The sequence below is a fragment of the Streptomyces sp. NPDC047081 genome (assembly GCF_040643775.1).
Lineage (GTDB): Bacteria > Actinomycetota > Actinomycetes > Streptomycetales > Streptomycetaceae > Streptomyces.
Genome location: NZ_JBEYUY010000043.1, coordinates 66619 through 79750 on the forward strand (window position 1 = coordinate 66619; position 13132 = coordinate 79750).

At 73.7% G+C, this 13132-nt stretch carries 7 protein-coding genes; 1 reads left to right on the plus strand and 6 read right to left on the minus strand.

All coding sequences use genetic code 11. The features are described 5' to 3' along the window. Positions 1–9 precede the first annotated feature (9 nt). Entirely contained in the window at positions 10–3435 is a 3426-nt protein-coding gene (locus tag ABZ848_RS45555) for an SCO5717 family growth-regulating ATPase (protein ID WP_360841787.1), read from the plus strand. A gap of 96 nt (positions 3436–3531) precedes the next feature. On the opposite strand, the gene ABZ848_RS45560 is transcribed toward ABZ848_RS45555, so the two are convergent. The 6 genes from ABZ848_RS45560 to infB all read right to left on the minus strand — a co-directional run. After that, positions 3532–4479 carry a bifunctional riboflavin kinase/FAD synthetase gene (locus ABZ848_RS45560; RefSeq protein ID WP_360841790.1) on the minus strand — a complete coding sequence of 316 codons (948 nt, stop codon included), beginning with the start codon at positions 4477–4479 and terminating at the stop codon, positions 3532–3534. 127 nt (positions 4480–4606) lie between these two features. Then, complete coding sequence (locus ABZ848_RS45565; RefSeq protein WP_360841812.1) at positions 4607–8263, minus strand: trypsin-like peptidase domain-containing protein; 3657 nt, start codon at positions 8261–8263, stop codon at positions 4607–4609. Positions 8264–8853: 590 nt separating this feature from the next. After that, positions 8854–9759 (minus strand): tRNA pseudouridine(55) synthase TruB, encoded by a 906-nt coding sequence (gene truB, locus ABZ848_RS45570; protein WP_360841793.1) that lies wholly within the window; start codon positions 9757–9759, stop codon positions 8854–8856. After that, positions 9756–10202, minus strand: a complete 447-nt coding sequence (rbfA, locus tag ABZ848_RS45575; RefSeq protein ID WP_360841797.1) for a 30S ribosome-binding factor RbfA — start codon at positions 10200–10202, stop codon at positions 9756–9758. Before rbfA ends, truB begins: the two co-directional genes overlap by 4 nt. Before the next feature lie 32 nt (positions 10203–10234). Beyond that, positions 10235–10528: a DUF503 domain-containing protein gene (locus ABZ848_RS45580; RefSeq protein ID WP_360841800.1), complete on the minus strand. Its 294-nt coding sequence runs from the start codon at positions 10526–10528 to the stop codon at positions 10235–10237. Positions 10529–10671: 143 nt separating this feature from the next. Beyond that, the coding region (infB, locus tag ABZ848_RS45585; RefSeq protein WP_360841803.1) for a translation initiation factor IF-2 at positions 10672–13132 on the minus strand (2461 nt) is incomplete at its 5' end.

Genomic DNA, 13132 nt, shown 5'->3' on the forward strand with positions numbered 1-13132 from the left:
AGGCAAGCAGTGAACAGGGATCGGTCCGAGTACAACGGCGGCAGCGCTGCCTCGGACGGGGACGATCACGAGGTGGATCTCACCGGCGAGTTCGAGATCGTCTACGAACCGCCCGCCTGGTACGCCCAAAGCACGCAGGGTGGCTCCTCGGGCGGCGGACAACAGGACCCCGGCCGCACGTCCCCACCACCCCCGACGGGCCCGCCCATCGGCTCGCCCATGGGACCCCCGGGCACAACTCCCCAGGGTCCCGCGCGCACCACTCCCCCGCCCGCCCCACAGCAGCCCACGCCACCCGCACCGGCACAGGGCCAGGGCGCGGGCCAGGGCCCGAGTGGTTACGGCTTCCCGCAGCAGCAGCCCGGGCCGGGAGCGCCGGGGGCTGCGCAGGGCAGTGGTTACGGCTATCCCCAGCAGCAGCCCGGCCCGGGCGCGCCGGGGGCCGCACCGGGCAGCGGTTACGGCTACCCGCAGCAACCCGGAGCCGGCGCGCCGCCGTCGGGACAGGACACGTCCGGTGGATTTGGAGCGCCGCAGCCAGGCCAGGACACGAGTGGCCTTGGTGCAGCGCAGCAGCCGGGTCAGGACACGTCCGGCGGATTCGGCGCACCGCAGCAGCCGGGCCAGCCCGGTGGATTCGGGACGCCCCCGCAGCCGGGCCAGGACACCTCGGGTGGATTCGGGGCTCCTCCGCAGCCCGGTCAGGACACCTCGGGTGGCTTCACCGCGCCCGCGCAGCCGGTTCAGGACACGTCCGGCGGGTTCGGCGCGCCCCAGCAGCCGGCGCCCGCCGCGGCTCAGCAGCCGACGGCCGCCCAGCCGCCCGCCGCGCCCGCGCAGTCGCCCGCCGCACCTCAACAGCCCCCGGCTGCCGCGCCCGCCGCCGCGCCCGGCTTCCCCGTGCTGCGGCCGGTCGACGAGGACACCCAGGGCGGCGCGTCCGCCACGGCCACTCCGCCCGCCGGAGTCCCGTCAACCGGCGCCCCCTCGACCGCCACCCCTGCGGGCGGCGTCTCTGCGTCCGCCTCCGCTGCCGCTGGCGTCCCGGCGACGTCCACTCCGGCGGCAGGCATCCCGGCATCCGCCACCCCCGCCGCGGGCACCCCCGCAACCCCCACCCCGGCAGCCGGCGCCCCCGCCGCCGACGCCCCCGAGCACCCCTCCCCCGCCCAGCCGGAGTCCGAGCTGAACTTCGCCGCGGCCGACGCCGAGGCGGCCCGGCTGTTCGGCGGTGCGGACGAGGACGAGCCAGAGGCGGACGGCACCGCCGAGGCGGAGTCGGCCGACTCCGCCGGTTCCGATGCCGACGAACCCGCCCCGCACGGCCAGTCAGACGCGGACGCGCCCGCGCAGAGCGACCCCGAAGCCGCACCGGCGACGGCAACGGCAACGCCTGACGCGACCCCGGCCCAGCCCGCGGCCGCGCAGACCCCCGCACCGCCCCAGGCCACCCCCGGCCTTCCCCCGCTGCCGCAGGGCTTCGCCCCCGCGAACCCCGGCGAGGGCGCACCGCAGCAGCCGGCCGCCGCCGCGGGCCAGCCCCCGACTCCCGGTTACGGCACGCCCGTTCCCCCCGGCCAGGGCGCCCCCCAGCAGCCGGGTCACCCGGACCAGCAGGCCGCGGCCGCCGCAGCCCAGCCCGCCACCGGCCAGCCGCACGCCGCCCCGGGCCAACCCCCCGCCGGCTACGGCTACCCCCAGCAGGCACCCCAGCCGGGCGCCCCGGGCCAGCCGCAACCCCCCGCCGCCGGTCAGCCGCACCCCACCCCGGGCCAACCGCCCGCCGGCTACGGCTACCCGCAGCAGCCCCCCGCCCCGCCCCAGCCCGGCCAACAGACCCCGCCCCAGGGCACCTTCGGCCCGGCTCAACCGCAGCCCGGCCACCCCGCCCCCGCCGACCCCCGCTTGGCCGGCCAGCCGGGACAGCCCCAGCCGCCGCAGCCCCCGCAGCCCCAGGCCGCCGGTTACGGCTACCCGCAGCAGGCCCCCGGCCAGCCGCCGCAGCCGCCCGCGCAGCCGCAGCAGCCCAACCCCGGTCAGCCGCCCGCCGGTTGCGGCTACCCCGGTCAGCCCGAGCAGCAGCCCGGTTACGGCTACCCGCCCCAGCAGCAGCCCGGCTACGGCTACCCCCAGCCCGACCAGCAGCAGCCTGGGCAGCCCGCCCCGTACGGCAACCAGGCCGGCCAGGCGGGCCAGGGCGGCCAGGGCTGGACCGCACCCCCCGGCCCCCAGTCCGGCCCCGGTGCCCCCCAGCAGCAGCAAGCCGCCCCCGGTACGCCCCTCGGCTACAACGCCGCCGTCGAGCTGTCCTCCGACCGCCTGCTGCGCAACCAGCCCAAGGCCCGCAAGAACAACCAGGGCCCGTCCCGCTTCAAGCTCGGCGCCAAGAAGGAGCAGGCCGAGCGGGAGCGGAAGCTCGGGCTGATCCGCACGCCGGTCATGTCCTGCTACCGCATCGCCGTCATCAGCCTCAAGGGCGGCGTCGGCAAGACGACCACGACCATGTCGCTGGGCGCCACGCTCGCCACCGAGCGGCAGGACAAGATCCTGGCGATCGACGCCAACCCGGACGCCGGCACCCTCGGCCGACGCGTGCGGCGCGAGACCGGTGCCACCATCCGTGACCTGGTCCAGGCGATCCCGCAGCTCAACAGCTACATGGACATCCGCCGCTTCACCTCGCAGGCCCCCTCGGGCCTGGAGATCATCGCCAACGACGTGGACCCGGCGGTCTCCACCACCTTCAACGACCAGGACTACCGCAGCGCGCTCGACGTGCTGGGCCGCCAGTACCCGATCATCCTCACGGACTCGGGCACCGGTCTGCTCTACAGCGCGATGCGCGGAGTGCTCGACCTGGCCGACCAGTTGATCATCATCTCCACCCCGTCGGTGGACGGCGCGAGCAGCGCCTCGACCACGCTCGACTGGCTGTCGGCGAACGGCTTCGCCGACCTCGTCCAGCGCTCGGTCACCGTGATCTCCGGTGTCCGAGAGACGGGCAAGATGATCAAGGTGGAGGACATCGTCGCGCACTTCGAGACCCGTTGCCGCGGTGTCGTCGTGATCCCCTTCGACGAGCATCTCGCGGCGGGCGCCGAGGTGGACCTCGACATGATGCGGCCCAAGACCCGCGAGGCCTACTTCGACCTCGCGGCGCTCATCGCCGAGGACATCGCCCGTACCCAGCAGGGCTTCGGCAACCCGAACATGCAGTACCAGCAGCAGCCGCAGCCGGGTTACCCGGCCCCGCCGCAGCAGCCCCAGCAGCCGTACGCCCAGCCCGGCGGCGCCCCGCAGCCGGGCCAGGGCTGGGGCCAGCCGCCGCAGCAGCCCGCGCCGGGCCAGGGCTGGCAGCAGCCGCCCCCGGCACCGCCGCAGGACCAGGCACAGCAGCCGCCGGGTGCCGTACCTCCCGGCTGGACACAGCAGTAGCCGTCAACAGCGAAGGGCGGCCGGTGCGTTGAAGCACCGGCCGCCCTTCGTCGTCGTAACGGAAAAGTCGTAACGGAAAAGCGAGACCCGAAACGCCTATTCGGCGGCCGCGATCAGCTCCTTGCACCGCTTCACGTCCTCGGCCATCTGCTCCAGCAGGGCCTCAAGCGAGTCGAACTTCGCCTGGCCGCGGACGTAGGCGAGGAAGTCGACGGCGACGTGCAGGCCGTACAGGTCGAGCCCGACGCGGTCGATGGCGTACGCCTCCACCGTGCGCTCGGTGCCGTCGAACTGCGGGTTGGTGCCGACGGAGATCGCGGCCGGCATCGCCTCGCCCGCCGCGTGCAGCCAGCCGGCGTAGACGCCGTCGGCCGGGATGGCGGTGTGCGGGAGGGTCTCGACGTTCGCGGTCGGGAAGCCCAGCTCCCGTCCCCGCTGTGCCCCACGCACCACCACACCCTCCACACGGTGCGGGCGGCCGAGGATCTCCGCGGCGCCCTCGACGTCGCCCTCGGCGACCAGGCGCCGGGTGAGGGTGGAGGAGAAGGGCTCGCCGCCGCCGGCCTCACCGCGCACGTACAGGTCGACGACCTCGACCTCGAAGTCGTACGTCTTGCCCTGTTCGGAGAGGAACTCGACGTTGCCCGCGGCCTTGTGGCCGAAGCGGAAGTTCGGGCCCTCGACGACCGCCTTGGCGTGCAGCTTGTCGACCAGGACCTTGACGACGAAGTCGGCGGGCGAGAGCTTCGAGAACTCCGTGGTGAAGGGGAGGATCAGGAGCGCGTCCACGCCCAGGTCCGCCATCAGCTCGGCGCGGCGGTGGTGCGGGGCCAGCAGCGGCGGGTGGCTGCCGGGGCGGACGACCTCGCTGGGGTGCGGGTCGAAGGTGACGACGACGGAGGGCACGCCCAGCTCGCGCGCCCGGTCCACCGCATGCCGGATGATCAGCTGGTGCCCGCGGTGGACCCCGTCGTAGGAACCGATGGTGACGACGCTGCGCCCCCAGTCCTCGGGGATGTCCTCCAAGCCACGCCAGCGCTGCACTGTGACCGCTCCTCGAACCCGTGTCCGTGTGTACCGACCTCTTACGCAGGTCTAAGGGTGCCATGCCGGGCCCGTCCCGCCCGCATCGGCATGGGGGCTGTGACCCGACGCACGCGAGGACCAGGGCTCACGCGGGGACTCGTACGCCCGACAGGTTCTCGATCATCCGGCGGGTGCTGGGGCCGACCACGGCCGCCCAGGTCTGCGGGGCGTCGGTCAGCCAGCCCGCCATCCGGGCCGCGAAGCCGGGGACCCGGCGGCCCAGGTCGACCAGGCCGCGGTCGAAACGGGCCGCGCCGTCCGGTGTGCGGACCAGGAGCAGTCCGGTGCGGTGGACGAGGTCGCGGATCTCGTCGCCGGTGTGGATTGCGGTGGCGTGCAGCAGCGCGTCAAGGACGGCCGGGGCCCGCTCGTGGGCCAGCAGGAACTCCAGAAGTTCACGGCGGAGCGGGCGGGAGGCGGGGGTGCCGGGGACGGCGAGTACGGCGGCGAGCGCGGCCCGTACGTCCTCCGGGCCACCGTCGAGCAGCCCGGTCACCAGGGGGAGGAGTACGGCGCGCGCCCCCGCCCCCTGGTCGAGCCGCCGGTCGACGTACGCGGCCACGTCGGCGGCGGTCTCCGGGCGCCGCTCGACGGCCTCCCGCACCAGCGCGGCGACCCGGCGGGCCAGCGGGGGCGTGGTGACGTCGGCGAGCGTGCGCAGCGCCGTGCCCGCGTCCGGCCCGCCGAGCCGCGCCCGGAAGGCCTCGAGAACCGGCTCCGGGTGGGTCGTGAGGGCGGCGACGAGTGCGCTCGGCGGGAAGTGCGGGTCACCGGCCGCGAAGTGCCGCAGCGCCTGCGGGAGATGGCGGGCGCGGGTCTGCGGGTCGCGGACGAGGAGGGCGAGCGCGCCGCCGTGCAGGGTGCAGTCGGCGGGGCGGGCGAGCAGGGCGAGGGCGACGTACCGGAGCAGCTCGCGGTCGGCGTCCGTACGCACGTGCGGGGCGGCCCGCTGCCCGTACGCCACCGCCGCCACCCGCCGGGCCGGCCGCTCGTCGTGCGCCCACCGGTCAACGGCCCGGCACACCGCCGACGGCTCGTCCTCCGCCAGCACGGCCAGCAACTCGTCCGCCCGCCGGTGCGCACACTCCACCAGCGCCTCGGTGAGATCGTCCAGCGCGAGATGCCGATGCGTGTGCAACAGCGCCTGCGCGGCCTTGGCGACGGTCGCGTGCGGGGTCGCGGGGAGCGGGGAGTCGTCGTCGAACCACTGGGTGAGGAGCGGTTGTACGGCGGTGGGGTCGGCGGCGAGGAGACGGGAGACGGTGTCGAGGAAGCGGGGGGTGGGGGTGGTGGCGGTGGGTTCCGGGGGGCCGTCGGCGAGGAGGAGATGGCGGAGGAGGTCGAAACGGGGGGCCGCCGGCAGGGGGAGGGCGGTCCAGAAGGCGGGATCGAAGGTGGTGGCGGCCAGGAGGTTGGGACTGTGGCCGGAAACAGCCCGTGAGGTGTCTCGTGCCCTCGCCACCAGCCAGTCCGCCAGGCGTCGCAGCACACCCAGATACGGCATGGCGTCCGGCACCCGCACCAGCGTCTCGGCGACGAGGCGGGCGGGCCACCAGGAGTGCGGGTCGCTCTCCAGGGCCTGGACCAACTCGTCCATCCCGGCGGCGAGTTGGGCGGTGCCGTGTTCCCGGGCGAGGAGGAGCAGGGCCTGTACGACGGGGCCGATGCGGTGGCGCGGTACGGGGAGGGGGTGGCCGGTGTCGTCCGGGGCGCGGCGGCGGTGGACCAGGGCGTGCAGGGCCTCGTCGAGGTCGAGGTGCATGCCCTGGATCCAGTCGGCGAGTTCCTCGTGGGCGAAGCGGTAGCCGTTGCCGGCGGGGACGAGGAGGCCTTCGGTGAGGACGGCGGACGCCCAGCCGGTGCCACCGCCGAGCCCGGCCGGGGCCTGGCCCCAGGGGAAGACGGCCTCGAAGGACGCCCGGTCCAGCTCGCCCTGACCGGGGCCGAGGCTGCGGCGGGCGGCTTCGTGGACCTGGCCGGAGACCTTCGCTGCGAGGCGGCGTACGGCGGTGCCGCGGAGGCCGTTCCCGGCGGCGAGGCGGACGGCGACGCGTAGGCACATCAGGTCGAGGTAGGCCGAGAAGACGTCGTCGCGGTCGAGGTGGGGGGTGGGGTGGGTGTCGGGGAGGGCGGTACGGACCTCGGAGAGGAGACGGAGTGTGAGGGGATGGCGGGCGTCGGCTTCACCGAGGACCCCCTCCGGGATGCGGTACCGCGCACGGGCCTTACGGGCCTCGTCGGGCTGCAGGTCACCGAGGTGTACACAGGGATGCGGACCGGCGCCGGAAGGGGAAGGGCAGTGTCGGCCGTCGAACGACGAGGTGGGGGCGTAGAGCAGCTCCTCCGGAAACTCGCCCCCGGCCCCCTCCCAGTACTCCGCCCTGCACGCCACCACCAACCGCGCCCCGCTCTCCCTGAGCCAACTCACCGTCCCCTCCGACCACTTCCCCAGCCGATGCGCCAACACGGGCGGCATCTCCTCGGGCCCGTCCAGCAGCAGAAGCAGAGGCCGCCCGGCATCACGGGCAACGTCGGCGACACGGGCCGGGCTGGTGTCACCGAGGCTGCTCAGGGCAGTGTCGCCGAGGTGAGCGGGGTCGGGATCGCCCACGCGAGTCGGGCCGGTACGACCGGGGCGGCTCGCTTGGGTACGGCCCTGGCTCGCTTCGTTACGGCCCTGCCGGCTCGCTCCGGTACCGTCGGCGCTGCTCGGCCCCAGATCCCCCAGTCGGCCCGCCCCTACGCCGCCAAAGTCGGTCGCGTCGTCCGGCCCCCTCCGCGACGCCGCCACGATGCGTGCGGCGCGGGTCAGTGCGCGTTCCGCCGCGTCCGCGATCGACGTGTCGGTCTCGTGGAGGTCGGCGCCGCGGAGCCACAGCGTGGGGGACGGTTCGGGGGCGCGGTTGCGGCGGGCGGCCAGCGTCGCGAGTTCCGTCGTACGGCCGCTGCCCGGTGCGCCGACGAGGCCCAGGACCCTGGCCTGCCCTCGCGTGAACGCCTCGAACTCCCTTGCCGGCGCGGCCCGTTCGACCGGCTCCACGCACGCGGGTGGCGTCGCGTCGGCCCGCCCGACGTATCCGGCCAGCGTTCCCGGCGGGCCGTCCTGTCCCACCGACGTGGCCGTCAGCTCCAGCACCCCGGCCAGGTTGAGGTCGATCCCGTACGCCGGGACAGTCGCCGCGTTGCGGGCCAGCAGCTCGGCGAGCGGGCCCTCCGGCGCGGGGCGCATCGGTACCGCGAAGCCCGTGTCGCGGTGGCCGGACTGCAGGGCCGTGCCGAGTACGGCGATCACCGCGCCCGTCTCCGCGTCGACCACCGGTCCCCCGGCCGCTCCCCCGCCCAGCCGCAGCGCGTCCTGGCCCGCCGTGCCGATCGCCAGCTCCAACGCCTCGTCCACGACCCGGAAGCGGTCCGTGGCCGCGTACGTCACCGACGTCGTACCGAGCACCCGCGCCTCGCGCCAGCACCCGGCGGCCAACCGGACGTATGTCCCGGTCTCGACGCGCTCCCGGACAGTGACCGGCAGGGGGTCGACCCCGAGCCCCTCGGTCCGTACGAGCGCCAGATCCAGCTCCGGCAACAGCGTCACGGCATCGGCGGAGACAAGACAGCTCCGGTCCCCGGCGGCGTGCAACACGAGCAGCCTCGGCAGCCCGTCCACCGCCTCGTGACTCGTCACGACCGTGCCGTGATGATCGGCGACGAACCCGGTGCCGCGGGGGCGACCTGCGAGGTCGAGGATCCGGACGAGGGCGGCGGCTTCGGGGGTCCGGCCGTCGGGAGTTCGGCCGTCGGGAGTTCGTCCACCGCCCGCCCACCCACCGGGGATCCGGCCGCCGGAATCGTCGTGATCGGAAGTCCGCGCTCCGGACGCCCGCCCGGCGGAATCCCTCGCGTCGGAGGCCCGCCCACCAGAAACCCGCCCGGCCGCAGCCCACCCACCGGTGGCCTGCCCCTCGCCGTCCCGCCCCCGATGCACACCCCCACGCCCGGTCTGCTCCCGAGAGGCCTCCTCCCGAGCCCCCCGCCCGGCGCCCCTCGCCGCCTGTCGGGACCGCTCTCGTCCCGTCATGGCCGAACCTCCCCGCCGTACACCTGTGCCCTGCTCTTCGACCGTAGGCGTGTGGTGATCAGCGGGACAGATCGCGTGGCGAACGCGCCCCCTTCCACTCCCTCGGTTCACTCCGAGCGCCTGCCCGGACGGGTGAATAGGCGGGGGCTGCTGGATACACCCTAGGGGTGGGGGAACCGAGGGGGGACCGTGGAGCGGCGATGCATCCCCGTGATCGCCGCTCCACGGTCGGGCCTCCCGAGGGGCCCTGGACGGCCGCGTCAGGCAAAGACGGCGAGGCTCTTCGCCTTGCCCTTCTGTTCCTCCACCAGGGCCAGGAAGCGGCCGTCGGGGTCGAACACGGCGATCGTGCCGAGACCCGCGTACTCCTCGGGCATCTCCAGGCGGACGCCGTTCAGCAGCAGCCGGGCCCGCTTGGCGTCCACGGTCCAGCGGGCGAACGCGGCCCGGGCGGCATCGGCGATCGGCATGACGGTCAGCTCCTGCTGGAGCTGGTCCAGGGTCTTCGCCGAGTCCAGCTTGTACGGGCCGACCCGGGTGCGGCGCAGGACCGTCAGGTGGCCGCCCACGCCGAGGTCCGCGCCCAGGTCGCGGGCCAGCGCCCGGATGTAGGTGCCGGAGGAGCAGACCACCGACACCACCAGGTCCAGCACCGGGGTGCCGTCCTCGGCGACGGCGTCCCGGACGTCGTACACCTGGAAGGAGAAGATCCTGACCGGCCGGGCCGGGATCTCGAACTCCTCGCCCTCTCGGGCCCGTTTGTACGACCGGACGCCGTTGATCTTGATGGCGCTGACCTTCGACGGCACCTGCATGATGTCGCCGGTGAGCTTGGCGATTCCGGCGTCGACGGCCTCCCGGGTGACCTTCGAGGCGTCGGCCGACCCCGTGATCTCGCCCTCGGCGTCGTCGGTCAGCGTGGTCTGGCCCAGGCGGATCGTGCCCAGGTACTCCTTCTCGGTCAGCGCGAGGTGCCCGAGCAGCTTGGTCGCGCGCTCGACGCCCAGGACGAGCACGCCCGTCGCCATCGGGTCGAGGGTGCCGGCGTGGCCGACGCGACGCGTCTTGGCGATGCCGCGCATCTTGGCGACCACGTCGTGCGAAGTGAAGCCCGACGGCTTGTCGACGATGACAAGCCCGTCGGGCGTCTGGTTCCTCTGGGTCATTCGGCGGTGTCGTCCTCGTCCTCACCCGGCTTCTTGTACGGGTCGGCCTCGCCCGCGTAGGTGGCGCCGGCCGAGACCTCGCGCACCTTCTCGTCGGACAGGCGCGCCTTGTCGAGGAGGTCCTCGATGGTGCGGGCGGTGTCCGGCAGGGCGTCGGCCACGAAGGTGAGCGTCGGCGTGAACTTCACGCCCGCCGCCGCGCCGACGGCGGAGCGGAGCACGCCCTTGGCGCTCTCCAGGCCGGCCGCGGCGGCCGCCCGCTCCTCGTCGTCCCCGTACACCGTGTAGAAGACGGTCGCCTCCCTCAGGTCCCCGGTGACCCGGGTGTCCGTGATGGTGACGTGCGAGCCGAGCCGCGGGTCCTTGATCCCGCGCTGCAGCTTCTGGGCCACCACCTCTCGGATGAGGTCCGCCAGCCTCTTGGCACGCGCGTTGTCGGCCACTGGTCCGTCTCCTTAAGTGCTTACTTCTTGCTTCAGTCTTCGTCGCTGTGGAGCCTGCGTCGAACCGAGAGCAGTTCCACCTCGGGCCGCCCGGCGACCAGCCGCTCGCAGCGGTCCAGTACGTCGGAGAGGTGTCCCGTGTCCCCGGACACCATCGCGAGCCCGATCTCCGCCCTGCGATGGAGGTCCTGGCTGCCCGTCTCCGCCGCGCTCACCGCGTACTTGCGCTGGAGCTCGGCCACGATCGGACGGACGAGAGAGCGTTTCTCCTTCAGCGAGTGAACGTCGCCGAGGAGCAGGTCGAAGGACAGAGTCCCCACATACATGGATGCAGCCGGATGTCCCGCCGGTTCGGGGTATGGGCGCCGCTTCGACGCCGATACGGGAACCGTACACGCAACGGCCGGGGCCGATCGACGGAAATTCCGTGAGGAACTTCCCCGCCGACCGGCCCCGATCGCGTGCTGGATCAGACGCGCGGCTTCTCGCGCATCTCGTACGTCGCGATGACGTCGTCGACCTTGATGTCGTTGAAGTTGCCGAGGTTGATACCGCCCTCGAACCCTTCGCGGATCTCGGTGACGTCGTCCTTGAAGCGACGCAGACCCTCGATGTTGAGGTTCTCCGCGACCACCTTGCCGTCGCGGATGAGGCGCGCCTTGGTGTTGCGCTTGACCTCGCCGGAGCGGATGAGAACACCCGCGATGTTGCCCAGCTTGGACGACTTGAAGACCTCGCGGATCTCCGCCGTACCGAGCTCGACCTCCTCGAACTCCGGCTTGAGCATGCCCTTGAGGGCCGCCTCGATCTCCTCGATCGCCTGGTAGATGACCGAGTAGTAGCGGACGTCCACGCCCTCGCGCTCGGCCATCTGCGCCGCGCGGCCGGCCGCACGGACGTTGAAGCCGATCACGATGGCGTCGGAGCCCATCGCCAGGTCGATGTCGGACTCCGTGACCGCACCGACACCGCGGTGCAGGACGCGGATGTCGACCTCTTCGCCGACGTCCAGCTGGAGCAGGGAGGACTCGAGCGCCTCGACGGAACCAGAAGCGTCACCCTTGATGATGAGGTTGAGCTGCTGGACCTCGCCGGCCTTGAGCACCTTGTCCAGGTCCTCGAGGGAGACGCGACGCGTGCGCTTGGCGAACGCGGCGTTGCGCTCACGGGCGGCGCGCTTCTCGGCGATCTGACGGGCCGTACGGTCCTCGTCGACCACCAGGAAGTTGTCGCCCGCACCCGGGACGTTGGTCAGGCCCAGGACCTGGACCGGCGTCGACGGGCCGGCCTCGGCGACGTTGTTGCCGTTGTCGTCGAGCATGGCGCGGACGCGACCGTAGGCGTCGCCCACGACCATCGTGTCGCCGACCCGCAGGGTGCCTCGCTGGACGAGGACCGTGGAGACGGCACCGCGGCCGCGGTCGAGGCGGGACTCGATCGAGATGCCCTGCGCGTCCTGGTTCGGGTTGGCCCGCAGGTCGAGCGAGGCGTCCGCGGTGAGGACCACGGCCTCCAGCAGGGAGTCGATGTGCAGACCCTGCTTGGCGGAGATGTCGACGAACATGGTGTCGCCGCCGTACTCCTCGGCCACCAGGCCGTACTCGGTCAGCTGACCGCGCACCTTGGTCGGGTCGGCGCCCTCGACGTCGATCTTGTTGACCGCGACGACGATCGGGACGTCGGCCGCCTTGGCGTGGTTGAGCGCCTCGACCGTCTGCGGCATGACGCCGTCGTTGGCCGCGACGACCAGGATCGCGATGTCGGTCGACTTCGCACCACGGGCACGCATGGCGGTGAACGCCTCGTGACCCGGGGTGTCGATGAAGGTGATCTTGCGCTCTTCGTCGTTGACCTCGGTGGAGACCTGGTAGGCACCGATGTGCTGGGTGATGCCGCCGGCCTCGCCCGCGATGACGTTCGTCTTGCGGATGGCGTCGAGCAGTCGGGTCTTACCGTGGTCGACGTGACCCATGACGGTCACGACCGGCGGACGGACGACCAGGTCCTCCTCGCCGCCCTCGTCCTCGCCGAACTCGATGTCGAAGGACTCGAGCAGCTCACGGTCCTCCTCCTCGGGGCTGACGATCTGAACCGTGTAGTTCATCTCGTCGGCGAGGAGCTGCAGCGTCTCGTCGGAGACGGACTGCGTGGCCGTGACCATCTCGCCGAGGTTCATCATGACCGCGACGAGCGACGCCGGGTTGGCGTTGATCTTCTCCGCGAAGTCGGTGAGCGACGCGCCACGGGAGAGACGGATGCTCTCGCCGTTGCCGCGCGGCAGCATCACGCCGCCGACGCTCGGCGCCTGCATGGCCTCGTACTCCTGGCGCCTCTGCCGCTTCGACTTGCGGCCGCGACGCGCGGGACCGCCGGGACGGCCGAAGGCGCCCTGCGTGCCACCACGACCGCCCGGACCACCGGGACGACCGCCGAAGCCGGGACGACCGCCGCCGCCCGCACCGGCACCCGGACCACCGGGACGACCGGCGAAACCGCCGCCACCGCCACCGGGACCGCCGGGACGGCCTGCGAAGCCGCCACCGCCGCCGCCACCGGGACGACCGGCGAAGCCGCCGCCGCCCGGACGACCGCCGCCACCGCCACCGGGACGACCGCCGCCGCCGGGACCACGGCCACCGCCGGGGCCACCGCCGGGACGCGGGCCGGCAGCGGGACGCTGCGGCATCATGCCGGGGTTCGGACGCGGACCGCCGGGGCCGCCGCCACCGGGACGCGGACCGCCCTGCGGACGGGGCATGCCGCCGGGGCTGGGACGCGCGCCGCCCGGAGCCTGCGGGCGGGGACCGCCGCCGGCACCCTGGGGACGCGGGCCGCCCTGGCCCTGCGGACGCGGAGCACCGCCGGGCGCGCCACCGGGGCCACCAGGGCCGCCGGGACGCGGGGCACCGCCCGGACGGGGCGCCTGCGGG